Annotated in this window: 18 protein-coding genes and 4 pseudogenes; 12 read left to right on the top strand and 10 right to left on the bottom strand. The window is 69.7% G+C overall.

The features are described 5' to 3' along the window. The first annotated feature begins 96 nt into the window (after positions 1 to 96). Genes OG946_RS00110 through OG946_RS00100 form a run of 3 tightly spaced genes read left to right on the top strand, consistent with a single transcriptional unit; the run spans position 97 to position 1,360 of the window. A complete protein-coding gene (locus OG946_RS00110; protein ID WP_326794088.1) occupies positions 97 to 657 on the top strand; it encodes a hypothetical protein in 561 nt (186 codons plus the stop codon). Between the two features lie 29 nt (positions 658 to 686). Further along, positions 687 to 980, top strand: coding sequence for an ArsR/SmtB family transcription factor (locus OG946_RS00105; RefSeq protein ID WP_326800098.1), 294 nt, complete (start codon positions 687 to 689; stop codon positions 978 to 980). Next, entirely contained in the window at positions 977 to 1,360 is a 384-nt protein-coding gene (locus OG946_RS00100) for a VOC family protein (protein WP_326794087.1), read from the top strand. The genes OG946_RS00105 and OG946_RS00100 overlap by 4 nt, the downstream gene beginning before the upstream one ends. A 53-nt stretch (positions 1,361 to 1,413) precedes the next feature. Here the strand turns inward: OG946_RS00100 and OG946_RS00095 are convergent, their stop codons facing one another. Beyond that, the gene (locus tag OG946_RS00095; RefSeq protein WP_326794086.1) at positions 1,414 to 2,220 is read right to left on the bottom strand and encodes a TrmH family RNA methyltransferase; all 807 of its coding nucleotides are present in this window, start codon (positions 2,218 to 2,220) and stop codon (positions 1,414 to 1,416) included. A gap of 250 nt (positions 2,221 to 2,470) precedes the next feature. Between OG946_RS00095 and OG946_RS00090 the strand changes: the two genes are divergently transcribed. The 4 genes from OG946_RS00090 (at position 2,471) to OG946_RS00075 (ending at position 5,380) form a co-directional block, all read left to right on the top strand. Beyond that, on the top strand, positions 2,471 to 2,755 hold the full coding sequence (locus OG946_RS00090) for a hypothetical protein (RefSeq protein ID WP_326794085.1): 285 nt from the start codon (positions 2,471 to 2,473) through the stop codon (positions 2,753 to 2,755). A gap of 156 nt (positions 2,756 to 2,911) precedes the next feature. After that, on the top strand, positions 2,912 to 3,574 hold the full coding sequence (locus OG946_RS00085; protein ID WP_326794084.1) for a hypothetical protein: 663 nt from the start codon (positions 2,912 to 2,914) through the stop codon (positions 3,572 to 3,574). Between the two features lie 129 nt (positions 3,575 to 3,703). Beyond that, complete coding sequence (locus OG946_RS00080) at positions 3,704 to 4,051, top strand: hypothetical protein (protein WP_326800473.1); 348 nt, start codon at positions 3,704 to 3,706, stop codon at positions 4,049 to 4,051. 33 nt (positions 4,052 to 4,084) lie between these two features. After that, positions 4,085 to 5,380 (top strand): BNR-4 repeat-containing protein, encoded by a 1,296-nt coding sequence (locus tag OG946_RS00075; protein WP_326794083.1) that lies wholly within the window; start codon positions 4,085 to 4,087, stop codon positions 5,378 to 5,380. Between the two features lie 674 nt (positions 5,381 to 6,054). On the opposite strand, the gene OG946_RS00070 is transcribed toward OG946_RS00075, so the two are convergent. The 3 genes and pseudogenes from OG946_RS00070 to OG946_RS00060 form a co-directional block, all read right to left on the bottom strand. After that, complete coding sequence (locus OG946_RS00070; protein ID WP_326794082.1) at positions 6,055 to 6,639, bottom strand: VanZ family protein; 585 nt, start codon at positions 6,637 to 6,639, stop codon at positions 6,055 to 6,057. Between the two features lie 563 nt (positions 6,640 to 7,202). Further along, positions 7,203 to 8,274 (bottom strand): annotated as a pseudogene (locus OG946_RS00065) (transposase); the annotation flags it as partial. Positions 8,275 to 8,432: 158 nt separating this feature from the next. Further along, positions 8,433 to 9,623, bottom strand: a complete 1,191-nt coding sequence (locus OG946_RS00060; protein ID WP_442814245.1) for an IS110 family transposase — start codon at positions 9,621 to 9,623, stop codon at positions 8,433 to 8,435. Between the two features lie 768 nt (positions 9,624 to 10,391). On the opposite strand from OG946_RS00060, the gene OG946_RS00055 reads away from it, so the two are divergent. Together OG946_RS00055 and OG946_RS00050 are read left to right on the top strand one after the other, a co-directional pair. Next, on the top strand, positions 10,392 to 10,841 hold the full coding sequence (locus OG946_RS00055; protein WP_326794080.1) for a hypothetical protein: 450 nt from the start codon (positions 10,392 to 10,394) through the stop codon (positions 10,839 to 10,841). After that, complete coding sequence (locus tag OG946_RS00050) at positions 10,838 to 14,704, top strand: WD40 repeat domain-containing protein (RefSeq protein WP_326794079.1); 3,867 nt, start codon at positions 10,838 to 10,840, stop codon at positions 14,702 to 14,704. The genes OG946_RS00055 and OG946_RS00050 overlap by 4 nt, the downstream gene beginning before the upstream one ends. 292 nt (positions 14,705 to 14,996) lie before the next feature. On the opposite strand, the gene OG946_RS00045 is transcribed toward OG946_RS00050, so the two are convergent. The 5 genes and pseudogenes from OG946_RS00045 to OG946_RS00025 form a co-directional block, all read right to left on the bottom strand. Then, on the bottom strand, positions 14,997 to 15,845 hold the full coding sequence (locus OG946_RS00045) for a hypothetical protein (protein ID WP_326794078.1): 849 nt from the start codon (positions 15,843 to 15,845) through the stop codon (positions 14,997 to 14,999). Positions 15,846 to 15,950: 105 nt separating this feature from the next. Continuing rightward, positions 15,951 to 16,938: pseudogene (locus OG946_RS00040) on the bottom strand (TniB family NTP-binding protein). Positions 16,939 to 17,054: 116 nt separating this feature from the next. After that, positions 17,055 to 19,144: pseudogene (locus OG946_RS00035) on the bottom strand (transposase). Positions 19,145 to 19,157: 13 nt separating this feature from the next. Then, on the bottom strand, positions 19,158 to 19,763 hold the full coding sequence (locus OG946_RS00030) for a TnsA-like heteromeric transposase endonuclease subunit (RefSeq protein ID WP_326794077.1): 606 nt from the start codon (positions 19,761 to 19,763) through the stop codon (positions 19,158 to 19,160). Positions 19,764 to 19,823: 60 nt separating this feature from the next. Further along, complete coding sequence (locus OG946_RS00025; RefSeq protein WP_326794076.1) at positions 19,824 to 20,210, bottom strand: hypothetical protein; 387 nt, start codon at positions 20,208 to 20,210, stop codon at positions 19,824 to 19,826. A gap of 228 nt (positions 20,211 to 20,438) precedes the next feature. On the opposite strand from OG946_RS00025, the gene OG946_RS00020 reads away from it, so the two are divergent. Continuing rightward, positions 20,439 to 21,719, top strand: coding sequence for an IS701 family transposase (locus OG946_RS00020; RefSeq protein WP_442814244.1), 1,281 nt, complete (start codon positions 20,439 to 20,441; stop codon positions 21,717 to 21,719). A 133-nt stretch (positions 21,720 to 21,852) separates the two neighbouring features. Here the strand turns inward: OG946_RS00020 and OG946_RS00015 are convergent. Next, positions 21,853 to 22,856, bottom strand: a pseudogene (locus OG946_RS00015) (IS5 family transposase). A gap of 559 nt (positions 22,857 to 23,415) precedes the next feature. On the opposite strand from OG946_RS00015, the gene OG946_RS00010 reads away from it, so the two are divergent. Together OG946_RS00010 and OG946_RS00005 are read left to right on the top strand one after the other, a co-directional pair. Next, on the top strand, positions 23,416 to 24,744 hold the full coding sequence (locus OG946_RS00010) for an acyltransferase (protein ID WP_326794075.1): 1,329 nt from the start codon (positions 23,416 to 23,418) through the stop codon (positions 24,742 to 24,744). After that, positions 24,745 to 25,362, top strand: coding sequence for a hypothetical protein (locus OG946_RS00005; protein WP_326794074.1), 618 nt, complete (start codon positions 24,745 to 24,747; stop codon positions 25,360 to 25,362). Positions 25,363 to 25,978 lie beyond the last annotated feature (616 nt).

The raw sequence follows: 25,978 nt of genomic DNA, 5'->3' as shown, positions 1-25,978 counted from the left end.
CTGCGCCGGCGCGGCCTTCCGCCGGCCCGGACGCCGCCGGCACCGCGGCCTGCGGGCCGGCGGCGTTGACGCCGGTATCCAGGAAGGGGACGGCCCATGAAGACGATCGCCCGTACCGCGATGGCGTCCGTGCTGGCGCTCATCGCGGTCCTCGGCCTCGCCGCCTGCGAGGACGACTCCAGCCAGGGCAGGGAGAACGCCGCCAAGCAGAGCAACTACGACGCCCTGGTGGCGAACCAGCCGGCGGGGAAGATGACCTACTCGCCGACCCGCGAGGCCATCAACGAGTGGGTGAAGACCTGGGGCAAGCGCGGCAAGCTGTCCTACGTTTACATCCAGAACGGCAAGGGCGAGTACGGGTACTTCGTCATGAAGGGCCTGCCCGTGCCCCGCTGCAAGAAGCTCACGCCGACCGAGGCGGTGGACTCCTCGTCGAACGGCAAGGTCGTGGTGGCGCAGCCGGGTATGGACGGCACCTACGACTCGGGCTCGGCGTGCAACGCCTACTTCGGCTTCGATGCGACGACGGGCGCGTACGTGGAGTTCACGGTCGGGACGAACCAGTCGTTCTTCCTGTTCGACCGGCCTATGAAGATGCCGGAGTACGCGGACGCCACGCAGCTCGGCCCGACGTCGGCAAAGGACGTCGAGGACTGAGACGGGGCGGGCGCACCCCGCAACGCTTGATAGGCAAGCCGCTGCTCAAGGCGCTGGCGGGCCCCACCCGGCGGCGTATCCTCGACGAACTGGCGGAACGCAACGGCCAGTCGCTGTTCGAGATCTGCGGCCGGCTGACGACCAGACACGGCCTGGGCCTGTCCCGCCAGGCGATCAGCCGGCACCTGGCGGTGCTTCAGGCGGCGGGTCTGGCCAGGACCCGCCGCGAGGGCCGCTGCAAGTTCCACGACCTGGACACCGAACCGCTGGGGCACACCGTGAACCGATGGCTGACCCCCGACGGCCAGGAGAAGACCCCATGAGGATCAACCTCACCAGCGTGTGCGTGGACGACCAGAGCAGGGCTCTGGGCTTCTACACCGACGTCCTGGGCTTCGTCCCCAAGCACGATGTGCCGCTCGGCGAGCACCGCTGGGTCACCGTGGTCTCCCCCCAGGACCCGGACGGCACCGAACTCGCCCTGGAACCGGGCCACCCCGCAACGGCGGCGTACAAGGCGGCCCTGGCCGAGGACGGCATCCCGGCGACGTCCTTCGCGGTGGACGACGTACGCGCGCACTACGCCCGCCTGCGCGGACTCGGCGTACGGTGCACGCAGGAGCCGGTGGACATGGGCCCGGTCACCACGGCGGTCCTGGACGACACCTGCGGCAACCTCATCCAGATCGCCGAGTACACGTAGGCGGGCACCGCACCGGCCCGGGTACCGCACCGGCCCGCCGGTGTCCGGGCCGCTCACCGGTTCTCGCCGTACCTGCGCGCCTCGTACAGCATGATCGACGCGGCCACCCCGATGTTCAGCGAGTCGACCGTACCCACCATGGGAATGCGCACCCGCCGCGACGCCCGGGCCAGCAGGTCCTCCGCCAGCCCCTCCCGCTCGCTGCCGAGCAGGAACGCCAGCGGCGGATCGTACGCGGCACCCCAGTGGTCCTCCTCCGCGGAACCCGACGTGGCCACCACCGCGACACCCCGCTCCGCGGCCCAGGAGAAGAACTCCGCGGCGTCGGGGGTGCGCACCACGTCGACGGCGAACAGCGACCCCATGCTGGCCTTGACCGCCGCCGGAGCATACGGGTCCACCGTGTCCCCGATCAGGATCACCCCCGCCCCGCCCACCGCGTCCACGGTGCGGATGATCGTGCCGAGATTGCCCGGGTTGGCGATGCGGTCCAGGGCGACGAAGACCGCCCCGCCCCGCGCGCTCAGACCGCCCAGCCCGCCGTCCCGGCTGCGCACGATAGCGGCGAGGCCGCCGGGCCCGTCACGGTCGACCAGACGCTGGAACAACTCCGCCCCCAGCCGCGCCACGGCCACACCCGCCCGCTCCTGCTCCTCGACCATGCGCCAGGCCGCCTGATGCGTCAGCAGCCCGGGCGCGACGAGAAGCGTCTCGACCTGCCACCCCGCCTCGACGGCGGCCCACACCGGCTGCAGCCCCTCGACGACGAACGCCCCCTCCCGCCGCCGGTGCTTACGGCCGGCGAGCAGCTTCACCCGCTTCGCGAGCGGGTTGGCGGCACTGGTGATGATGTCGGTCATGACGCTCTCTCGTGGTCGCGGGTCCGGGTGAGGGTACCCAAGCAGGCGACAGGCACCAAAACCGCCCCACGAAGGGAAGTCCCGCACCGGAATTCCCCCCTCTCAACCACCGCTTCACGGGCGGGATTGCAGAGAAATAAACAGGCACCCGAATTCCCCGCCGGAACGCTTATCCGGCCGAACGCGGACCCTTGCTCTTCTTGAATCAGCCAGGGCGGCACAGGGCCGCTCTCCGGATCCAGGAGGATTCATGCCCAGGACAGGTGCTCTCGCCGTCGCGCTGTCGTCGGCAGCGCTGCTCGGCTTCACCGCGCTGGCCGCCGCCCCCGCAGCCTCGGCCGCCGGCCCCGGCGACGGGAAGCCCACCGGGGCCCCCGCGCACAAGGCGACCGCGACCGCCGACGAGGGCAGGGGCGGCGACGAGATGCCCTACGGCGTGGCCCTGCGGATGCTCGACGACGGCTCGATGCCGATCGTCGCACTGACCCAGGACGACATCGACGACGACAGCGGCGACTGGCACCCCGCCGGATAACCCCTCCCGCCGAGCAGCCCCCGGGCACCCACCCGGCGCCCGGGGGCCGCGCTGCGCCAGAACATCGAGTCGCCGATCACACGGTGCGCCCGCATCATGGAAAGGAGCATCCGCCCTGGCACCCGGACCCGCGGCTACCGGCAGCGAGGAGACGCCGTGCACGACAAGCTGCTCCACAGGGCAGGCGGCCGGCTCACCCACCGCCACGACACCCACCCCTCCTCCTCCGCCGCCGCCGCGACCCGCCCCGAAGAACTCGTACTCGACCCCGCGAAGGTACGCGGACTCGGCGCAGGCACACTCGGCCCGCACGACGAGGCCGCACTCGCCCTGGAAGTCGCGGAGCTCCTGCCCCACGGCTGGGACCTGCCCTACAAACTGAAAGCGGCACTCCAGGACGTCATCGCACACCTCGGCAGCGAAGCCGACCTGATGAAATGGCTCGACGCCTTCCCCGGCCGCCCCCGCCTCACGGCACGGGTCTACGCCTTCCTCGGCCTCCTGGACCACTACGGCGACGCTCCCGAAGTCGTCGATGCCCTGCGCGATGCCCGCACCCGGGAGCCCTACCCGGCGGGCCTGCGCGACGTCCTCGTGCCCCAGACCGACACGGAAACCCTGTCCGACATGGGCTACCGCGTCGAGGCACTCCTCGCGGACGGCAACGTCGAGCAGGCCACCACGCTCGCCCTCGCCATCGCCGACTGGCTACGCCGCTCGCTCACCGGCCCCGCAGCCGACCTGATGGGTCACGCCCGGGCGGACATCGCTCAGGCGGCCGGCGAGGCGGCCGTTCCCCGGAGTCCGGCGGGCCCGTGACGGCCCGGTCACGTCGGCCGCCGGCAGATGCCCCAGGATGCGCACCCGCCCGTCGAATTGAGCAATTCCTTTACGGCGCGCCCCTCACCGATACGCGTTCCCCGCCTGCTGGAGCACTCCGCCACGGCGATGGTGCTGATTGCCGCGGTACTCGTCGCGGACTGGTTCCAGGGCCCGAACGTCGCCTTCGGCTCCGTGCTCGTGGCCGTGCCCGCGGCGGCCGCCGTCAACGGCAGCCGGCGCGCCACCGTGTTCTACGAGGTGATCGACTCCCCGTGGGGCGTACGCGCCATCATGGGCGACGTCCGGGGAAAGGGCCTGCGCGCGGTCCGGAAGCGCCACCGTCCTCGGCGTCTTCCGCGAAGCGGCCTACGACGAACCGGATCTGGCGCTCGTGGGCACCCGCATGCCGGACATTATGTCGACAAGCAGCGCTCACTCGGCGTTTTCGGGTTGCTTCCCCGCCCCAACTCTTGACGGCACCCACTTTGTGCGTGACTCTCCCGCAATATGGATCTCTCATTCACTGCGGGTCGGCGCCGTCTGCTGACTGCCGCCGCGCTCGCTCCGGCCGCCGCGCTCCTCGGCCCCGCCGCCCGCGTGCAGGCCGCCCCCGCATCCCCCACCGCCCCGGTCCTGGTGCCGTATCCGATGGACTCCTCCAACCAGGCCGCCTGGTGGACACCGGTCGCCACCTACCGCGGCGCCGGCGAGTACACGTACTTCGCCTTCGACGAGCCGGGCTCCTCCGCGGGCACGCACAGGGTCGCGATCGCCCGCCGCGACCCGGCGGGGCAGTGGACCCGCATCCCGGTCATGCAGGGAGGCGCGCAGGCCGAGTTCACGGACGACCCCGGCCACAACCAGCCGTCGATCGCCCGGGACGGCAGCGGCAGGTTCCACGTCTTCGCCTCGATGCACAACAACCCCTGGCGGTACTTCCGCTCGGACACCACCGGCTCCGCCCCCGTCGACCACTCCGCCGACCTGCCCGACCAGGGCGCCGGAGTCACGTATCCGGTGGTGGCCACGGCCCCCGACGGCGACGTGTGGCTGATCGCCCGGATCGACGAGGCGGACCGCCGCACCGGCAGGCTCTACCGGTGGCACGACGCCCAGTCGCGGTGGAGCAGGGCCGCGGTCTTCGCCGGCGCGGCGGACCGCGCCGTCTACCCGGACGACCTGCAGTTCGACACGGCCGGGAACGTACACCTGCTCTTCCAGTGGAGCCGCTTCCCGTCCTCGGCGTTCCGGCACGAGCTGTCGTACCTGAAGTACGCCCCGGCCACCGGCGCGTTCACCGACTCCCGGGGCGCCGCCGTCACCGCGCCCGTCTCCCCGGCCACCGCCGACGTGCTCCAGCCCCTCGGCCCCGGCGAGGTCTACAGCAGCGACAACACCTACACCGGGCCGGCCGTGCAGAGCGCGAAGCTCACCCTCAACGGCGCGGCGCCCAGGGTCGCGTACCGCTACCGGCCGACGGACGGGGGCAGCTTCCAGGTCCGCTACGCCTACCCCCAGGGCACCGCATGGGCCCGCCAGATGGTGCACCGCGGATCCGGGACCCGCGCGGCGCTCGGCATCACCTGGGACGCGGACGAGGGCAAGCGCGTCTACTACGTCACCGAGTCCGGCGCCGACCGCGCGTTCGTCGCCACCGAGTCGGGCGGCGCATGGACCGCCGCGACCGTCGCCCCCGGCCTGCCGGTCGACCGCCTCGCGGTCCGCCGCAACGCGAGCGGGCAGGACGTGCTGTACCTGGTGGACACCGCGGGCGGGCGGCTCTTCTACGGCCGCAACGACTAGACCCGCTCCGCCTCCGTGCCTTTCCGGGCAGGGCAGGATGGAAGAAGTACGCGGGCTGCGGTGGGCCGCTGAGATCATGGAGCAGGGCTTCGACCCGGCCCGGCACATCTAGGACGACCCCACCCGCGACGCGACGGGGAGGAGTGAGCGGTGGCGACGATCGGCGAATCCCTCGAAGCGGCGCTGCAGGCCACGGCCACCCGACCCATCCCGGTGAGCCCGCAGGCGCGGATGCGGTTCCTCGTCAGGACGGAGCAGCGCTCCCACCGCCGCGCCGCGGCCCGGCCCGGCTGCTCCCAGCGCCAGGTCGAGCGCTACCTGACCGGGAAGGCCCGGCGCCCCACCCCGCGCTCGCTGCCGCCCTGGAGCGCGAGGTCCGCAAGAGCTGGCAGCCCCGCGTACGGGCCCGCGCCATCCGCCAGGCCGCCCAGCGCGGCGCCATCGCGGAAACCCGCGCCCGCTTCGGGTTCACCGCCGCCCCACCGGTCTGATGGAACTTGACCTGGCTCATCGAAAATTGACCGTTCTCATCGAACCTTGAGCAGCCCGCCACAGGGACCGGGCTGAAGAGTTCAGGCTGTCTTCTCCGTCGGTGTGAGGCCCTTGTTGGAGATCTCTACTCGCCGAGGGGCTCCTTCCCGGAGACCGTCTTGTCGACGGTCTCCGGCACGCCATCATGCGGATCTCCCGCTCACCTCTCCGCGTTTCGGGCCCTGTCCTCCCGCGGGGAGCGGGCTTCTGCCGGCGCGCCACCAGCGGGGTGACGCCAGTGCGGCCAGACCGGCGCCGGCGGTGTTGAGCAGTATGTCGTCCACGGACGACACCCGGTCCAGCTGAAGGACGTACTGCGCTGTCTCGACCAGGACCGAGCAGCCGGCCCCGAGCGCGAGAACCCGCCGTACCGATGCCAGCGCCGCGAACTGCAGCGGGGCGAGGAACCCCAGCGCCGCGAACACCAGCAGGTTGCCGACGATCTGGCCCGTGTCCATCGTGAGCAGGTCCCGCAGCGGCACCAGGTTCACGACCGCTCCGTCCTCGTCGCCCGGCAGCAGGATCAACCAGACCGGCGGCACCGTCCCGTAGACGATGCCGACCTCGGCGAGCGACATGCGCCACGCCCTCGCCGCCCTGGCACCGGCGAGCCTCCGCCGGCGGGCCAGAGCCCACGCCGCCAGAGCCGCCAACGGCAGTGCGGCCACCGTGAGGAGCACCACCCCGGTGAACGTGCCGACCCAGCCGTGCCACCCTTCGAGTCGCACCCTGCCACCTCTGCTTCCATCCGGCTGTCATCGGCATTCTCACCGGCGGCACATATCGGCGGCGTATGGACCGGCGTTCGATGTCGTAACGAACAAGATCATCGCGACGGCAAACCCTGAGCTCAGCGCCGCTCAAGGTTCGGTGAGAACGGTCAGCCTTCGATGAGACAGGACACCGCGGCCAGCGGCCGCGGACGGCCGGCACCACTGTCGACCACACCAGCTCGCTCATCGCCGGATCCAGCAACGCCTCAGCGACCGCCACCACTTCGGGGAAGACAGCCGCATCCCGGCCGACCGTCCGCCACCGCATGAACTCGCCCCCCGCATCACCGCCCGCCAGCACATGCAGCCGCTGCGGCCAGAACTCCCCCCGCTCCCCATACAGCGCCTCCTCCCACCATCGGCACACCACCGCCCGGGCCAGCGCGAACACCCGCCCCGGCTCCGTACCCGCCCGCACTGCCCGCCGCGCCACCCGCGGCCACCGCCGCTGCGCCACCACCTCCGCAAGGCCGCGCACGTCGAGGTACTCGAGCTCCTGAGCGGCGTCGGCATCCAGAGGTGTGCTCGACGTCGAAGCGTCGCAGGAAGGACTGCCAGCAGCGGTCGACGTCCGCCTTGGTGGCGCCGGTGCCGGACCACCACAGCCAGACCGGCCGGTTCACTCCGTGGCCGGGCAGTTTCTCGACGGTCAGCCGGATGACGGTGCTCTTGATGAGCGGCAGCGGTCCCTCGTGGTCGATCCAGGCCGCCCGTCGGGTCAGCCTCGGGTGGAGCTGGTCCCACGCTCGCGCGGTCGCCGTGCCGTAGAGGCGTGTGTCGGTGGTGCTGGCGGCCTGCTCGGCGCCCCAGGCGGCGGGGTCGCCGAAGATGAACTCGCCGCCGTGCCTGGGCGGTCGGCCGCCCGTGGGGTGGGCCAGGTGGAACTCCTTGCGGGAGGGTGCCGGGCGGCGCATGACCCCCTCCGAGCGCATCCGGCCCAGGATCTGTACCGGCAGGCGGCCGAGCAGGTGGGCGATGCGGGGTGCGTCGTAGCCGGAGTCGAGCACGACCAGGATCTCCGGGTCACCTTCACGCCACTGGCCGGCGGCGATGAGCCGCTGGACGACCTCGCGGAGCTGGCGCGTGGTGACGGCCGCGAGGTCGGCGCCGGGCTGAAGGCGGACGGCGTCCAGCAGCGCGGTCCAGGAGGTGCGGCCGGCCTCCAGTGCGGCCACGATCGAGTACGGCCAGCCGGGGATCATCTGGTGCTTGGCCTCCCCCGCGGCCGTAGGTGTGGCAGAACGAGCGGTCCGGGCAGGTCGCCGCGTCCGGCCGCAGCCACGGCGAGACATCGACCGCCAGGACCAGACGGCCGTCCGCGGCCCTCGGCAGCGGTGTTGCGGTGATCGTCTGCCGGAGCTGGTCGACGTCCAAGCGGCCCTTGTTCAAGCCGCCGTACAAGGCGCCGTGGCCCCGGCGGTGTTCCGGGGCGAGCGCCAGGTCGACCAGCGTCTTGACCGGCCCGTCCGTACACGGCCGGGCGTCAGCCAGCTCGAACAGCGCGTCCTCACGTCCGCGCAGGCAGTCGTAGAAGGCGCCACGGAAGCGTGACAGCGTCCCCAACGCGTCCTGCGGGGCGTCTTGTTGCAGCACACTCGTCTCCACGGGCCTCGGTCTGATCGGTGCGTCCTTGGCCGGAGCACATGATCAAGCCGAGGCCCGGCCCGAGTCCGGCGAATGCCCAGGTGAGCGACCCAGTTCGAGGCCCGTTTCGACCTCTTCAGATAAACGACTTCCCAATGAGGATGTCAAGCAGCCATCGTGACTGGTGGTGCAGTTTGATAGCACGCTCCGTCGCGGATCATGGCCCAGAGAACGTTGGCCCTTCGACGGGCGAGGGACAGCACGGCCTGCTTGTGACCTTTCCCCTCAGCACGCTTCCGTTCGTAGTACGCCCGTGACGCGGGACACGACCTCAAGCTGGCCATGGAGGAGAGGTAGAAGGCCCGCAGGAGGCCACGGTGGTAGCGGCGGGGTCGGCGCATGTTTCCGCTGACGCGGCCGGAGTCGCGTGGAACCGGTGACAGGCCGGCGAAAGCAGCCAGCCGGTCTGATGTGCCGAAGGCTTCCATGTCGCCGCCGGTCGCGGCGATGAAGGTGGCCCCGAGCATGGCGCCCATGCCGGGCAGGCTGCGGATCACTTCGGCATGCGGGTGTTCGTGAAACCGGGCCTCGATTAGTGCGTCGAGCTCGGCGATCTCCTCTTCGAGGGCCATCACCCCCTTCGCGAGGCGGCCCACCATCGAGGCGGCCAGCTTCTCGCCGGGCAGTGCGGTGTGCTGGGCCTGGGCGGCCTCGACGGCGGCCTGGGCGAGTGCGGCGGCGCCTTTGACCTTGCGGTTCTTCAGCCACGTCTCGATTCGCTTGGCGCCGCTGCGGCGGATTGCGGCTGGCGTCTGGTAGCCGGTCAGCAGCAGGATCGGCCCCTTGTTCGTCAGACTGAGCGCACGCTCCAAGGCCGGGCAGACTTCGAGGAGTTGTTCCCTGAGCCGGTTGATCTGGCGGGTGCGGTCGTTGACGAGGTCGGTGCGGCGCCTGACCAGGATCTTGAGGTCTACGGCTATCTCGTCACCGGGACGGAGCACGCCGAGGTCCTTGCGCATGCGGGCCTGGTCGGCGATGACGAAGGCGTCCTTGGCGTCCGTCTTGCCCTGGCCTCGGTAGGCGGCTGATGCCTGGTGAACGGCGAGGCCGGTGAGGTAGACCATCGGCTGGTCGTGGCCGAGCAGCAGGCCGATGAGCAAGGCGGCGCCGCCGTGGTTGATATCCACCGCCCACAGCGCGTCCTCAGAGAGTGCGAGTACGTCGCCGATCAGCTCCAGCAGCGCGGACTCGTCGTTCAGGACTCGCCGTGACAGGAGGCGTTCGCCGTGCGCGTCGATCACCACGCAGTGGTGGTGTTCCTTGCCGATGTCCACCCCGGCCCAGATCTCGGGCACGGTCACCTCCGCCAGCTCGTCGTCACAGTAGTCCCGCAGACGACCTCGCCGACGTTGTCCTACACAGCGATCGAGTCGCGTATCCCAATTAGCGGTCGAGTCGTCGCGGGGCTCCGGGCGGCCAAGTCATTTGAGCCATCGAGCGGCGACAAGCTGACAGCCATACCCGGAACCCCTGGGCCAGACGATCCTACGAATGACCGCCTCAGGCCCACGCTTGGAAGGTAGGACAAGCTGAGCCAGTCGTAGGTCAAGGTTGAGCCAGACAAGATGGCTCGCCGCCATCGTGCAAAGGGGAGGCGACGCTGTTCAATTGGTCGAGGTCTTCCATCTTGACCATGTGGTCGCTTGTGGAGACACCACCTGCGTCACGGAGGCTACGCACTGCCTTGTGGATAACGGGCTCCGTCGACCCGGTGAGCAGCCAACTCCGGCATCTTGATGGGAATCTCCCTTGGCACGCTGACCCGTTCGCCGTGGGTGATTGCCAGATGCTGGGGCAGATGCGCCGCTCGCTGGGGTCCAGGGCGCTCGGCAAAGTCGACCCGACGTCTGGCGGCCACGTCACGGCGACGGCGATACGGGGGCGCAGGGTTAGGCACTGGCGGAACTCGTCGCACGTGATGATCCGGCTACCGCAGGCCTGCAGGTCGTTACCGTTGTCGGTCGCGGTTGTCATTCGACCGAGTTCTCTCTGGCGCCCGAGGCGATTCAGGCACTACACACGATGCAGTGAGCCAGTGATGGCACGGGCGAACGGGGAACCATATGGATCCGGAGCTTGCGGGCCTTGCTTCCGTGGCCGCTGCGACAGTGGTGCAACTGCTGACGACGGCCGGTTGGGAGCGGGCACAGAACTCGATGGGTGCGCTATGGCGTCGCGTGTACCCAGACCGGGCGGACACAGTGGAGTCCGAACTCGAAGAATCCCGTGCGGTGTTGCTCGCCGCACGAGAGGATGCCAACGAACCGGCCGAGGCCGAACTGGCCGAAGCGGAGTTGGTCAGCGAGTGGCAGGGCCGACTGCGCAGGCTGCTCGCGGCCGAGCCCGCACTCGCCGCGGAACTGCGCAGAATCCTCGCCGTCGATCTGAGCCCGGAGCCGCCCGGCAGCGGCCGGGAGGAGCCGTCGGTGACGGTGTCCGTGCGGGCCTTGGACAGCAGCCGGGTCTACGTCGCCGGGCGGGATCAGCACATCACCGGCGGGGGTGATCGATGAGCCCCGAAGAGCCGCAGATGGATCGCGGCACTGAACGCCCGGACTCCGCAGACCCCCCGGCGGACAGCGGGCACGGCACGTCACGTGCTGCGGGCGACGGCATCCACATCGAGGCATACGCCCGCGATAGCGCAGGCGTCAACGTCGCTGGCCGTGACCAGCACTTCCACTACGTCGATGGAGTGCGTGAACGCCGCCGCGCTGAGGCGGGCGGACCGGTGCCGGACTGCCCCTATCCAGGGCTGGCCGCCTTCGGACAAGAACACGAGCGGTGGTTCTTCGGACGAGAGGCGCTCATCGCCGAGTTGACCGACCGCCTCGACCGACGCCTGGACTCGGGCCGGCTCCAGGCGGTCGTGGCCCCGTCGGGCGCGGGCAAGTCCTCGCTGCTTCGGGCCGGGCTGCTGCCGCACCTGGACCGGGCCGCGCTGCCCGGCTCCGACCGGTGGCCGAAACTCTTGCTTACCCCCAGCGCCCACCCGCTCCGTGCCCTGGCTGACCAGATCGTGGCGCTCCGCGGCGCAGGCCTGGACTTGACGGCCGCTGATCTCGTCGCCGACCCACCGCGGTGTCTCTCGGTCCTAGACGAGGCCCTGCGCAACGACCTGCCGACGCAGCCGACGCGGGCAGTCATCGTGGTCGACCAGTTCGAGGAACTCTTCACGCTCTGTACCGACGAGCAGGAACGGCGCTCTTTCGTCACACTGCTCGCCCGCCTTGCGGGCGGCCAAGCCTACCCCGACACGGAGGACCCCCCGCGTGCCCTTGTAGTCCTGGGCATCCGGTCCGACTTCTACGCCGCGTGCGTCGATCACCCTCCCCTGCGCGCCGCGCTGCAAGACGCCCCGCTGGTAGTCGGCCCCATGACAGACGAGGAGTTGCGCGAGGCAGTCCTGCTGCCCGCCAGAGACGTGGGGCTCGACGTAGAGGACGGACTGGTCGAGCTGCTCCTGCACGACCTGGGGGCCACCAAGGCGATGGGTCCCGCCGGGGAAGCGCGCTACGAGGCCGGGCGCCTGCCGCTGCTCGCACACGCCCTGCGAGTCTGCTGGCAGCAACGGCACGGCGCCACCCTCACCGTGCGCGGGTACCGCGACACCGGAGGCATCCAAGGCGCCATCGCCTCGACCGCCGAACACGTCTATAGCGGCCTCGACGATGACGAGCGGCGCGTGGCGCAGTCGCTCTTCCTGCGGATGGTACGGGTCGCAGACAGCACGGAGGACGTCCGGCGGCGCCTGGGCCGCGCAGAGTTGGCGGATGCCGGCGGCGGCCTCGCCGAGCCGGTGGTGGATGCGTTCACCCGGGCCCGGCTACTCACCCGCGAGCAGGAAACCGTCGAGATCACGCACGAGGCTCTGCTGCACACGTGGCCCCGGCTGCGCGGCTGGATTGACGCCGACCGGGCCGGGCGCCTCATCCACCAGAACCTGGAGGAGGCGGCGGCCACGTGGGACGAGAGTGGCCGTGACTCAGCGCTTCTCTACCGCGGCAGCCGCCTTGAGATTGCGCGCACGTGGGCGCTCAGCGCCCCGCCACACAGCCTGAGTGCGACCGCGCAGGCGTTCCTCGCTGCTGGGGAGCGGGCGCGGCGCCGCACTGCCCGGGTGCGGAACACCGTTATCGCCGTCCTCACCGTTCTTACCCTGCTCGCCTCGGGCGCTGCAGGCGTCGCGTTCAAGCAGCAGGGCGAGGCGGTACACCAGCGGGACCTCGCCGTCTACAACCGGGTCGTCGCCGAAGCCGACCGGCTGCGCGGCACGGACCAGTCACTGGCCGCCCAACTCGACCTGGTGGCGTACCGGATGCGGCCCGGCGACGAGACGTACACCCGGCTGCTGAACTCCGGGAACATCCCGCTGTCCAAGCAGATGAGGGGCCACACCGAACGGGTCTCCTCGGTGGCGTTCAGCCCGGACGGGCGCATCCTGGCCACCGGCAGCGGCGATGCCACGATCCGACTGTGGGACACCTCCGAACCACGCAGCCCTCGCGCCCTGGGACGCCCCCTGACCGGCCACACCAAGGCTGTGATGTCCGTGGCGTTCAGCCCGGACGGGCGCACCCTGGCCACCGCCGGTGACGACCGCGACCGGTGGGTCCGCCTGTGGGATGTGTCAGACCCGTCGGATCCCGAGCCTGTCGGCCAGCCCCTGACCGGCCATGACGCCGTCATCAGCGGGGTGGCGTTCAGCCCGGACGGCGACCTGCTTGCCAGCAGCTCCGGCGATGCCACGGTCCGGCTGTGGGACGTGTCGGACCCGGCCGATGCCAAGCCGGTAGGCAAGCCACTCAAGGACGGTCCGGGCAGGCTCTGGGCTGTGGCTTTCGCCCCGAACGGCAAGACGCTAGCCACCGGGGCCGACGACTTCAGGGCCCGGTTGTGGGATGTTTCGGACCCGAAGAAGCCAAAGCGGCGCGGGGCCCCGCTCAAGGGCCACTCCAACACCGTCGCGTCCCTCGCGTTCAGCCCCGACAGCCGGACCCTCGCCACGGGCAGCGGTGACTCTACCGTTCGGTTGTGGAACGTCGGGGATCCTGACAAGCCCACGTACGCCAACCAACTTCTCATGGGGCGCAGCACCGTGGTCGCCTCGGTGGCGTTCAGCCCGGACGGGCGGACTTTGGCCACCGGCAGCGGAGACTCGACTATGCAGATCTGGAGCGTCTCCGACCCGACACGTCCCAAGGCACTGGGGCAGCCTTGGACGGGCCACAGCAACACCGTCGCGGCGGTGGCGTTCAGCCCCGACGGACGCACCCTCGCCTCCGGCAGCTACGACCAGACGGCACGGCTGTGGGACATACCGCGCACGCTGCTGACCGGCCACTTCAACGGTGTGATCGGGGTGGCGTTCAGCCCGGACGGGCGGCTCTTTGCCACCGGCGGCCACGACGGGGCGGTGCGGTTGTGGGACACGTCGGAGCATGGGCGTCCCAAGCTGCTCGGCCGGGGGTTTCAGGCTCATACCGAGGGCGTCAGGTCCCTGGCGTTCAGCCCAGACGGGGAGTTCCTCGCGAGTGCCGGGTATGACGGCGTGATCCAGCTGTGGGACATCTCCGATCCGTCCACACCCAAGTACCTGGGTGATCCTCTGACCGGACACGAGGGCGGTATCTGGACCATGGCGTTCAGCCCGGACGGAAAGACCCTGGCCACCGGCGGCCAGGACGCCACGATCCGCCTGTGGGATGTCACGGAGCCGGACCGTGCCGGGCCGATCGGCCGTCCGGTGCGGCACCACGAGGGCATGGTGCTCACCGTGGCGTTCAGTCCGGACGGCGACATGCTGGCCAGCGGCAGCTACGACACCACGGCTCAGCTGTGGGACGTCCGCGACCGGGCCAGACCCGAGCGCGTCGGCCGGCCGCTGAAGGGCCACATCAATGGCGTCGCCTCCCTTGCGTTCAGCCCGGACGGAAAGACCCTCGCCACCGGCAGCAATGACTTCTCGGTGCGCTTGTGGAACATCTCCCGGCCCAAGCACCCCACCGCCCTCGGCGAGCCGCTGACCGGGCACACCGATTCCGTGTTCGCCCTCGCCTTCAGCCCAGACGGCAGCACCCTCGCCACGGGCAGCTACGGCCAGTCGTCGGTGCAGCTGTGGGATGTCCGCGCGCCTGCCCGGCCGAGCCGTCGCGGCCTGCCGCTGAAAGCCCACGCCGACTCTGTGTACGCCGTTGCCTTCAGCCGGGACGGGAAGACGCTGGCCACCGGTAGCCTCGATCAGTCGGCCCGGTTGTGGCAGCTCGACGTGGGGACGAGTATCGAGAGAATCTGCGTCGACACCCAGCCCCTCAGCCCCCGGCAATGGCGCCGCTTCGTCGGAGACGGCCCCGCGTACGCCCTACCGTGCCCCTGACCTGCATAGGCCAAGGCTGATCGAAAGGCGTTGTTGTGGCGGAGCAATGATCTTCAGGGGGCTGGACTGCTTTGGTCTGGTGTTTCGTCTTTAGGGGTGGGACTCGGGATCGCTGGAGCGGTTGCGTTCGGGCGTGGTGGGCGTGGCTTGGGGGTGTGTGCGGTTTGGTTGTTCGGGGGTCTGGTCTGCGGTCCGGTAGTTGTGTGGGATTGATCTTGGGTTTCTCGTAGGTGTGGTGGTGCGTCTATAAACGGCTGCGTTTTCTGGGGGCTTTGGGGTGCGGTGTGGCTGGTCAGTGGCGTGTATGGGTGAGGAAGACCCGGAGGGGATCGTTCGCGTTGCTGGCCAGGCGGGGCAGCCCGAGTCGCTGGGCGATGAGGCTGAGGGCGTCGTCGGCGGTGCGATGTGGCCGGTTCGGCAGGGTGGCGAGTGCGCGGGCGAGAGCAACGGTTTCGGGGTAGGTGATCAGGTCGCGCGCCAGGAGTGTGGGGGAGGCGCTGCCCGTGGTGGTCAGGTGGGGGTTGGTCGCGCAGAGCTGGTTGAGGCGGGTGTGCCAGCGGTGGGTGAGGTGTTGCTGGTGGTCGTACCAACGGGTGGTGATGGCGCGCGCTGTGGTCCAGGCGGTGGCGGCGCGTGGGTGCCGTAGGAGTCGCTGGTGTGCGTGGTGCGCCATGGCGAGTCCGGGCGCGGCCCAGGTGCGGACGGTGGTGGTGAGTCGTGGGTCGGAGGCGGCTTGGTGGTGGCGCGGGCACACCAGTCGGTGCGGCGGCCGATGAGCCCAGGCGGTGCCGGTTGTGCCGTGGCTGCGATGGCGGGTGCACAGGGTGCAGGCGCGGACGGGCTGCTGCTCGGCCTCGAGTCGTTTCCAGCGTGCAGCGGCTGCGGTGCGGTGGGCGTCGTCGTTGGGGGCGAGGCGGGGCAGGGCGCGCGCCAGGTGGGGGAGTGGGATGCGGGTCAGGGCGGCGAGGTGGTGGCAGGCGGCATGGCTGAGGTGGAGTTCAGCTGTCGGCAGCGTGCCGTGGCCGGTCAGGGTGACGCCGGCGCCGTCAAGGAGTTGGGGGAGCGTCAGCCGGAAAGTTTCGGCGAGGCGCTGGCCGTATGAGGCGGTCGCCTCGCCGAGCAGCGGCCGTACGCGGAGCACGCCCGGTGCTGCTGATGGGGCCCGTAGCCATGCCGCTGCGGGTGAGGACGCCGCGCTGCGCGGGGGCGGCTGCGGCCGCGGTACGGGCCGTGGCGTCTGTCCGGGTCACGGGGTGTTGGTATTCCGGCTCCGGGACCGGGTGCGGGGTTGGTAGTGCTGTTCGGCAAGGTGGTCGAGGCGGATGGCGTCGAGGGTGGTTTTGGTGATGCGTTCGGTGCCTTGTCGATGAGGGCGGTGATGGCGGCCTGGCGGATGAGTCGGGCGAGGCTGCCGATGCGGCCGGCGGTGCGTTCGTGCAGGTACGGGGCCAGCCGGGGGAGGGCTCCGGGCCAATGGTGGCGCAGGTCGAGCGCGCCTTCCATGGCGGTGATGAGGTCGCGGAAGGGCTCTTCGTTGCCGAGGCGGGCGGGGAAGGCGGCGCAGTCGATGAGGGAGGCGCGTCCGGCGAGCTGCGCACCGCGTACCCCGGTGAACAGGGGTGTGGTGGTGACGTCGATGCCGGCGTAGACGAAGGTGGCGCCGATGCGTTCGGTGAGGTCTTTGATCAGGTCGGCGCTCTGGGCGCCGGTGGTGGTGCGGGGGTTGAGCCGGTGGATCTCGTCGATCATCACCAGCTGGACACCTGCAGAGGTGTAGGTGTGGCAGACGGCGTTGGTGATCTGGGCCTGGGACATGCCGGCTGTGACGGGGATGCCGAGGTAGCGGGCGAACTCGATGGCGAGGGTCTTGGCGCTGGCGGCGGGTGGGACCAGGACGTAGGCGACCGGGGCCTGACCGGCTGTTGCTGTGGGGCCGTGGCGGCGGGTGTGGCGAGGTGGCAAGCGCGGCCGACCTGGAGCAGGGCGGTGGTCTTTCCGGCGCCTGCGGGGCCGGTGACGATCAGGGATGGCCGTGCGGTGACGGCCTGGTGGCGACCGAGGATCATCAAGGTGCGCACGTTCTTGGCGAGCGCGTCGATGGCAGGGGTGCGCACGGTGACGAACCGCGAGTGGTAGGCCAGGCGTTCCTCGAGGCTGCGGGGCGGTGCGCCGGGCAGGGGAGGGGCTGCCACGGGGGTGGTGGCGAAGGCATGGAAGCCGTCCCAGGCGGTCACCGACTGAAGCTGCGGATCAGGGGCGTCGTCGGCGGTGCTTGCCGCGGCCCCGGGAGACCGGTCCGCCGTCGACGGGGACCTGCGGGCCGATGCATCGCTCGTGCGCGGCGAGGCGTTCACCACTGCTCGGCTTCCGCTTCGGCGTCCCACAGCCCGTAGCCGCCTGCCTCGGCCGGCGCCGCGCTTGTGCCTTCCGGATCGCCAGTGCCCGGCTCCGTGGCCGGGTCGGTGCCGATGAGGTCGTCCAGGCTTTCGTTCCAGTCTGGTTCCGGGGCTGGTGCGGTCTCTGCTGCGAGCGGGCGCCGCTGCCCGGGCAGGTCGGGCAGATGCACGGTCGTACGGCGGGCATGACGTTGCTCTCGGCGGCCGGTTTCGTGTTCTGTCCCAGCAGAGCTGCGAGTACGGCGCAAGAGCTGGTCCAGGGCGTCGGCGAGATCGGCTTCGTGCTGCTCGCGGTCCCCGCGCTGTTCGACCTCGGCCTGGATGTGGCGCCAGACGCTGTCGTTGAAAGGCTGGTGGACGTGGTCGCGATGGATCCACGGGATTTCGTGGAGCTGTCCGTCGGTGAGGCGGACGAAGATCTGGCGGGCGTCGTGGGGGTTGTGGTGGACCTCCCACTTTCCGTCCTTGGCGGGCGACGGGGGAGCGCTGGCTGCGGTGGGGGTCAAGGATGTCGTGGTTGTAGGTGCGGTAGTCGAGGCGGATGCCGCGTTCGGTGATGGGCTGCCAGCGAACGGGCAGCAGTTCGAGGTAGTCGGCCCTACTCAGTGGTACCGGCACGTAGCCGCTGATGGTGAGCAGCGCGGCCCACATCCGGTTCGGTGTGAGGGCGGTTTTGGGCAGGACGGGGTGGCGCAGTCCGTCGTGGGGCCGGTTCTGCCAGCCACAGGTGATCCATTCGTCGAGGAAGTCCTGCAACTGAGGGATCGTCCACCGCGTCTCGGCCGCAGTCTTGGAGCCGCGGCGCTGGGGGTTGGAGCCGGTGTGGCCAGCGACGTGCTGGCAGAACAGGTCGTTGATCGAGCCGAAGGTCCGCTCCACCACGGCCTTGGCCTGCGGCCGCCTCGGTGGAGCGGGCTGCACACTCACTCCGAGTGCTTCGCAGGCGGTGACGAAGCCCTGTGAGAGGTAGATCTTCCCGCGGTCGACGACGATCGTCTCGGGCACGATCACCGGGCGGGCGGCTGCTCCCTCCAGGCGTTCGTCCAGTGACAGCATCCGCTCGAAGGGCACCTCGGCCCGCGACAGGTGAAGTGACTGGGGCCAGGCTGGCCTGGCTGGATGCGGGACGGCCATTTCCGCCAGGAGGAGGGCGGCGTCGACAGCTTTGGTGCTGTGCGGGCGCAGGACGGCGGCCAGGATGGAGCGGGTGGCGACGTCGACGGCGATCGTCAGCTCCGGCCGACCAAGGCTGCCGTCCTCAAGGAGAGCCATGATGTCCAGGCGATCTGCACCTGCTCCCCGGGCCGCTGCACCACCGGCGACGCCGACGAGGCGCGGGCGGGTGCGGTGGCGGTACGCGCCGGGCGATCGGCCGGGTCGGCCAGCACGCTCACCAGCCGGTAGAACGTCGAGCGTGACGGCATCTCCACCACCCCACGCCCGTGCGTGTCCTCCAGGATCTGCCCGACCAGTACCTGCAATCCCTTCACCGTCCCCTTCGACCGGCCCCGCTGGCGCCGCAGCGCTTCGCACCGCGGCCACGACCCGCTCGTCGGCATACCCTGTCGGATGACGACCACGGGCCGGCACCGCGCGCTTGTCGACCAGCCCCCACAAACCCTGCTTGCGGTAGGCGTGCCGCATCCGCTCCACCGTCGTACGCGTCACCCGGGCGAAGCCGAGCGCCGCCAGCTCCTTCGCTTTGGCCGCGTCCCGCTGCGCCAGGGTCCACCGCTCGGGGTCGTACTCCGGCCGCATCGTCTGGCCGTCACGACCACTCTCAGGGCGCGGCCATCCGGTCTCCACCTCCCGGATGCGCCCGCTGCTGGGCCGCCACCGGAACGGTCTCGAACAGTCCCCACTGCGGCACCGCGTCCGGTGCCCGCGCGCCCACTACTTCGAAGTCTGGGTCGGCGAACAACCGCCCCAGCAGCAGTCTCGTTTCGGTGCCGTCCTCCTGCAGCAGGTAGACCTGCTGGCCCTGCAGGGCGGCGACCTGCCAGGTCTGTCCCCGGTAGGCGACGTGCGCGCCGACCTCCACCACCGGCCGCTGGCTTTTACCGTGCGTGCCGCACACTGCGCTCGTCCCTTCCTTCGCCGCCCCTGGAGCCCAGCCGCTCTTCGACACCCCTACCACCACGTTCTGCGTCAGCGCAGACCAGTGCCTCCTCGTGCAGCGGCTCATCAAGAGGCGTCGTCAGATGCCCGCACCACAGCGCGTGATAGACGGCCGGCAGCACTCGCAGAGGATCACCTACTGCGGCTGCACCGTCGGCCAGCGGCCCGGGCCCGGCGAACGCCTCAGCCAACGCGGCCCGCAGCTCGGGCGGCCCCTGATTGCCTGGGTGGCGGTAGCCGGCCAGCCACCGCAGGTTCGCCGCCGCCACCGCTGGAGGTGGCTCGAGGCGACGGTACACCCAGCCCACGCGGGCACACACCGCCTCCATAACCATCCGCGCCCGCTGCGCCCTGTCTCCACCGGTGGCCGGGCTGGAGGGACAGTCGGCGAGCAGGCCGGTGCCGGCCGCGTATCGGGCGAACAGCTGAGGCACCCACGAGCGCACCCGCCCGTCGGCCGTGTCCCGCCACAGCAGCCGTACCGGACGTGCGGCCTGGCCGGTCACGTCGGGACTCCGGTCCAGGACCATCAGCTGGGTGCGCATCGCTGCCGAACCGTGTACGACGTGCCGTCCGGTGGTCACCGACCACCACCAGCCCGGCCCTCACCGGCGGCCCGGAACGACCGGAAACGCCGATACCGGCGCCAGATCCTCGAACCGCACCGACGCCGCCGCCTGATCCCACGGCAACTGCGTCAACCGTCCGGCGGCCGTGACGAACGCGGCCTCGATTCCCTCACCGCCGCCCCCTGCGGTAGCCTGCTGCACCCGCCTGCCGTGCTCGTGCCCTTCCACACCCAACAGCCAAGTCCATGGCGGGCTGCTGAACGCCGTGATCCGGATCCCCCACCCGAACGGGTGAACGGAGATCGCGTCGATGACTACCTGGACCTGCTCGGAACATGCCGCCGCGACCTTGCCGCCTTGCGCGCCGCGTTCTCCGAGCTGCTCACCGGCTGCGATGCCGACCGCGTCCCATACGGCAGGCACACGGCAGGCACGAAGAAGGCCGCGTCAACCGGTTGCTGCGGCGCTTGGCGCCCGTCGTCCCGGCCGGCCACTGTCCCGTGTGCGCGCAGCCGCTCCCGCCCACCGGACCCCGGCCCGGGCACTGTGCTCCCGCTGGTGCTCCGTACGGGCCAAGACCTTCCGGAAGAAGGGATGGCTCTAGTACTACAGGGCTAGATCTTGATCATGGGGTTGGGAGAGACTTCGTCCATGGCAGCGACGCAAGCCCGTGATCAAGATCTCCCGCAAGGCGCGGTAACCCGTGCTGAATTAGCCGTGTGGAAGCGCGAGTTCACTGCGCTGCGCGAGCGGATCAGTCCGCTGTTCTACCGCCCTGAATCCCGCGAGCACGCCCACCAGTACCTGCGTGGGCTCCTTTCGCCGCTCCAGCGGAAGAACGGCTGGACCATTGCCGAGTTCGCTGGCGCCAAGGAACCCAAGGCGCTCCAGCGGTTCTTGAATCTCACCCCCTGGAGCGCGGACCTGCTGCGGGACCTGACCCGCGACTACGCCATGGAACATTTCGCGGACCCCCGGGGCGTGCTCATCGCCGATCCCACCGGATTCGCCAAGAAAGGGAGGAAGTCGGCCGGGGTCCAGCGCCAGTACTCCGGCTCCCTCGGGCGTATCGATAACTGCCAGATCGGGACATTCCTGGCCTACGCAAACCGCAGCGGCGACCGCGTCCTGATCGATCGGGAGCTGTATTTGCCGCAGGAGTCCTGGTGCGCTGACTTCGAGCGCCGCCGCGAGGCGGGAATCGATGACGAGGTGGTCTTCCGTACCCGTCCGCAGCAGGTCCAGGCCATGATCGAGCGCGCGGTGGCGGCTGGGGTGCCGTTCTCGTGGTTCACGGCGGACGAGGAGTTCGGTCAGAACCGCGGGCTGCGCAGATTCCTGGAAGAAGGCGGCACCGCGTACTGCATGGCCGTTCCGAAGTCCACCGACATCAACACCGGGGGCGTCACCACCAACCCTGATTGCCCGACCCGCTTGGACGTCCTGGCGGCCGGCTTGCGGCCGGGGGACTTCACGCGCCGCGCCTGCGGTATCGGCGCGAAGGGGTTTCGGACCTACGACTGGGCCGTGATCGCCGGGCGCGAGAGACACCTGTATGTGATCCGGCGCAACATCGACAACGGAGAGATCTCCTACTTCCACTGCCACAACCCGCGCCAGGAATCGCTGTCGGAATTGGTCGCGGTCATCGGACTGCGCTGGCCGGTCGAGGAGTGCTTTGAGGCCGCGAAACAGCAGGCCGGGCTGGACAACTACCAGGTGCGCAAGTACGACGCCTGGTATCGCCACATCACCATGTCCATGCTGGCGTTGGCATTCTTGGCGGCGATGGCGCGGGTCGCGAAAAAAGGGCTCCGCAAGACCGGACGAGCCCAGGAGGCCACGAGTGCACGCACGCCGACTCGCAGCCTTGACCATCGCCGAGGTTCGACGGTTGTTCAACTTGATCGGTTCCGCTCGCACCCTGGTTGACCTCGGGCTTCGCTGGTCGATCTGGCGTCGTGAGCATCAGGCCGAAGCTCGTCGCCATCATTTTCGGAGGCGATTGCCACTCCAGATGATCAAAATCTAGCCCTGTAGTACTAGGACGCGTATTTGGTTGTGATCAACGGGTGGTCCGGGTGAGGTCCTTGAGCCAGATCACCGAGGCGCGCAGGTGGAGTCCGGCGAGGTAGCTTGCGGGTGACTTGTCGTATCGAGTGGCGATGCCTCGCCATGCCTTGAGCTTGTTGATCAGGCGTTCGACGGTGTTCCGCTCCTTGTAGAGGTCGGCGTCGTGGCTGAGGGGCCGGCCTCCTGCGGAGCCCTTCTTCTTCCGGTTGGCGGCCTGGTCCTTCTTCTCCGGGATGACCGCCTTGATGCGGCGTTTGCGCAGGTGGGCGCGGTTTCCACGGGACGAGTACGCCTTGTCCGCGGCGACTGCGCCGGGCCGGGTACGGGGACGGCCGACGGGCCCGCGGACCCGTACCTTCTTGAGCACGGGGATGAACTGCGGGCTGTCGGCGGCCTGTCCCGCGGTCAGGATGAACGCCAGTGGGCGGCACTTCCGGTCGCCGGCAACATGGATCTTGCTGGTCTGTCCGCCCCTGGAGCGTCCGAGCAGAGCGGCCTTCAGCCGGAGTCTGCGTCGGCGCCGGATGCGCCGTCGTTCTTCCCGCTCGGGACCGCCTCCGGCCTCCTGCCCGGTTTGTTCGCCGCAGCCGCCCCCCTTGACCTGGCCTTCTCCGCCTCGGTGGCAGCCTTCTCCAAAGCGGTGAGGACGCCCTCGTCCAGGTGCATCCCGGCAGCGTCGTGGTGGGCCCGCGCCGTGGTGGAGTCGATGCTGACCAGGGACAGGTCTACCTCACCCCGCTTCGCGGCTTCCGCGATCAGGCCCTCCAGCAGGGCATCGAAGACCCCGGCGTCACGCCACTGCCGGAAGCGGTTGTGGACGGTCGACCAGGCGCCGAACTCCACCGGCATCTCCCGCCACTGCCCGCCCGTCTTGAACCGCCAGATCACGCCCTCGAACTGCTGCCGCAGCCGCTCGGGGTACGGGCCGTACTCGCCGATCGGCAGATACGGCGCGATGAACTCCCACTCCGCATCCGTCAGTTGCACTCGCGTCACCCAGGAAGGTCTACCGGTCCAGGCCCTGCCGCGAAGGCAAACCCCGCAGATTGATCACGACGCAATACGCGCCCTAGGCCCGCTCCGCCCCGTGGAGCACAACAGTCCGCGGACAGACAGGGGCCTTCGGGCGCCGCGGCCCGGGGTGTGTGGACTGCCGGGCGGTGGCCCGGCCCTCGCGGCAGGGCGGCTAGAGGCCGCCGCGCCTGGATGGGAAGTGGGTCGGCCTCGCCACCACGGTGTCGGGGTGTGCGGGGTCGACGAATTCCACCGGCCTGACCAGCCCGTACGGCCCGCTTCGGTGCCCTCGGAGCTTGGGGGGCTCGGAACGGCGCCGCGAGGCGCGCACGCGGCCGTACAACGCCGCCCCCGCCGCGCTGCGTTCGCTCCTCACGCCGCGGAGAGCGGCCTCAGCCTCCCAGGACGAAGCGGTCGGCCGGATCTCGAACACACGCTGGCCGCGCCGAAGGGGTGGTGATGGTTCCGAGGGCGGTGGCGTAGCAACTCGAATTATGAGTAGAACGACAAAATATTGAGTCAACTGTGCTAGGTTGGCGCCATGGCACTCAGTACCGAGGAAGCGCTGCGGCTGACGGTGGCCGCGCTCATGAGTCGTACCCGTGAGACCCAGACCGCTCTGGCTGCGGCGATCGGTATGGACCAGCGGGCCCTGTCGCGTCGTCAGACCGGGGCGAGTCACTGGCTGTTGGACGACGTCGACCGCCTGGCCGCTCACTGGGGTATGACCTCGCTGGACCTGCTGGCCGGCCCCACGCATGCCGCCACGAAGCTCCCGGCCCCACCGTCCACCGGCAGTCGAACTTCTGCCCCTGCCCCTGCCGAACCGCCGGTGCGGCCGTCGGCCGGCTCCGAACCGGCCCCGGCGGCAACCCCCCGGCGCGCCACCAGTTCGTCGGCGAGTTCGTTCGCGCAGCCGGCCGGTTCGTTGGGCGACATGATCCGTGACCGGGTCGCGGCGGAGTTGTCTCAGCACCAGGGCGACATGCAGGCCGCCCAGGCCGCTCTGATCCACAAGGCGATCCCGGACGTGATGAAGCTGTTCAAGGCATCTCGGATCGGCGGCCGGTACGAGCACTCCGAGTTCCCTCCGACCGAGACCGACGTCCTGGCCAAGCGCTCTCAGAAGGACCCCGACCTGATCTGGGAAGGCCGGCCCAAGTGGCGCGCCGTCGAGCTGCACCGCGAGGCGCGTGCCGGCCACATCACCCTCGATGTGACCGCTCTGGACGCCAACGCCGCGTATCTGGCGGCGTTCACGTGCTGGTTGCCGATCGGCCGGCTGGTGGCCTCCGAGCCCTCCTACCAGTCCAAGCGCGCAGGCATCTACCGCATCACCCCGCCGGAGTGGGACAACCCCGACCTCCCGAATCCGCTGGGGGACCGCAAGACTCAAGGGGACCTCTGGATCACCACCCCCACCCTCAAGCTGCTGCTGGACTGCGCGAAGAACGGCCTGTGCGCCGCCCCGGAAATCCACGAGGCGTACACGTCCGGTGCCACGGAAAGCCTGCTGCGAAGCCTCAAGGAAGCCCTCAGGGACGCCCGGCAAGAGGCAATCGACAATGACGACATTGTCACCCTGGAGTACGTGAAATCCATGTATTCTAAGTTCGTGTCCACTATCGGGGAATCGACCAACAACCGTGAACTCCGCCGCCCGGACTGGATGCACACCATCCGCTCTCAAGCATTCGCGAACCTGTGGCGCAAAGCCTACAAGGCACACCAGGCCGGGTTGACCGTCGTGCAAATGGCAGGAACCGACGAACTCCACGTGAGCGGCGGCGACTGGCGACAGGTCTTCACCGAGGGACGGAAACTCACCGACATGAAGGAAAAGGAAACCTACACCCTCGGAGGCGACTAAATGAGAAGCGTCTACGAGGAGTGGGGGGAATTCGGAAGGTACAACGCCCGGGGAATCAAAGGCGGTGAAGCCCTCGCCCGCGAAATCGAGAGAGTCGCGCAGGAACTCGCCGACCACGGCGGCATCGCCACCCCGCCCGACCGCCCCCGGGGCCGCAACGCCCGCCTGCGCTACCTGGATTCACCGGCCGGCCGTGATGCCCTGGCCCGCCACGGCATCAGCCGCCGCCTCATCAAGTCCTGGGAGACCAGCGGCCGGCAACCCTCCGCCCGCAAGCTCCAGGCACTCGATGACGCCTACCGCGAGGTACGCCGCACGAACGTCAGAAAATACGGTCGCAAGAACATCGTTGAGCGTCTCAATAACGGTGGGCACGGCACCCGAATGGAAATCTATACCGTCGACCAAAGCCAGGTACCCGAAAGCCGCCGCCGCGACCTGGAAAACCTCGCACAGGACCGGTCCCTCCAAGTCCGCTACGTCTGGGAAGACGCCGTCACCGGATGGGCAGAAGGAGATGACACCCTCCTCGGCGATGTCTGGGAAGACATCATTGCCGACCTCGATTCCGACTGGGCCGCCTACTCCTACGTCGGCGCAGTCACCCTCGGCGCATGAGCGATTCAATCGGGTACGTACGGGATGCAGTATTCGACGAAGACACCCAACGGCTTGTCCCTCTCGATTACTTGTGCAGGAGCGGGAATCACCTCCAGGATTGGGGCGATATCTGCGACGGGTGCGGAGTTTCCGAGTGGTGATTTTAGAAGAATGCCGGGACCTGGCGGCGCACGTCGGCCGCCAGATCCCGGAGTGTGTGAAGCTTTTCCCGCGGCAGGTAGTGGTATAGACCTATTGGGCGGGGTGTTTCTGAGGTGCCGTCAGTTTTGTCCGGCCCAACTCGGCTCCGCCCTTCGTCTTCCGGGGTCGCGGGTGCCGTCACTCTTTGTGTATACTCGACGGGTCAGCCGCCAAGGGGCCGCGCAGCAGGGAGGGGCAGGGACATGGAGATCCACACCAGTCGCCACACCCCAACTCCCCGAACCACCAGCACACTTGAGCCCCACGGCCGTCGCCCTGTAGCCAGCCAAAGGGCCAGGGCCGAAGGCCCGGCCCTCCAGGGGCCGCAGGCCCCGCAGTCACCGAAGGTGACTGCGGGTCGGCCGGAGGCCGACCGCCGGGCCGAAGGCCCGGAGTCCCCTGACGCCCCGCAGGGCGTCGCGTCGTGTCTCCG

Source organism: Streptomyces sp. NBC_01808 (assembly GCF_035917395.1).
Classification (GTDB): Bacteria; Actinomycetota; Actinomycetes; order Streptomycetales; family Streptomycetaceae; genus Streptomyces.
The sequence above is the reverse complement of the archived record's forward strand: the minus strand, read 5'-3'. Positions and strand labels throughout refer to the sequence as shown.